A 745-nucleotide genomic window follows, 5' to 3' on the forward strand; every position below is an offset into this window, starting at 1 on the left:
AATGCCCGACTTTGGCGCCGGGACGAATATCTTCATAAATCGCCGTCATGTGGTCGGTCGATTGACCCTCGTACGACATGGTGTCGTATTCCTGCTTTTGTAGAAAGGCATAGCTGTCGATTTCCAGTCCGCTGAACCGTTGCGCAAGCGCCCATTCCTGCGGCATGTACTCGTGGAAACTGTACGGCAGGATGGATGAGAGTCCGCCGTAGCCGCCCCGCACCGGCAGTTGTTCGCAGACGAAGCGCAGGAACGCTTCGTAGCTCCGGACACCTTCGGGTGTGTTCACGAAATCCATCGGCATCCAGAATTTCATATGCGACAGACCCCGGTCCCGTCCTTTTTGCACGATGGCTCCGCCCGGAATCTTGTAGTCCGACGCCATGGCCCGGTTGGTCAGTGTCTCGATCTGATAGGCTGCGGCGCTATCTTCGTCGATCGCGCTGGAGCGTACGACTTCCAGCTTGACCGCTGGCGGGACTTCCAGAATTGCCTGGCGGATCGCCTCGACCCCGCGTGGTGTCTTCCGGCTGAAGCGGCCGTCCTCGCCATTCCTGCCGCCTTTCAGGTAAGGGCCAAACAGTTGCTCGAAACGGTCGAAGCAGGCGAGCAGTCCCCGGCGTACATCGGGCTTCGAGCCGCGTTCAAAGAACACCGTGCCGATCACGCCGGGGAAGATCACCAGCCCGCCGCCCCGGTTGTCGTGCTGACATAGTTCCTCGCCATAGCGGCTGAAGGCTTCCGC

1 protein-coding gene is annotated in these 745 nt (G+C 60.1%); it reads right to left on the bottom strand.

What is annotated here, in order from left to right; all coding sequences use genetic code 11:
- Positions 1-745 (bottom strand): type VI immunity family protein (locus F3J19_RS32300; RefSeq protein ID WP_167050546.1); only part of this gene is annotated, 745 nt, incomplete at both ends.

Origin of the sequence: Burkholderia sp. Ax-1724, assembly GCF_011752995.1 — a bacterium.
Lineage (GTDB): Bacteria > Pseudomonadota > Gammaproteobacteria > Burkholderiales > Burkholderiaceae > Paraburkholderia.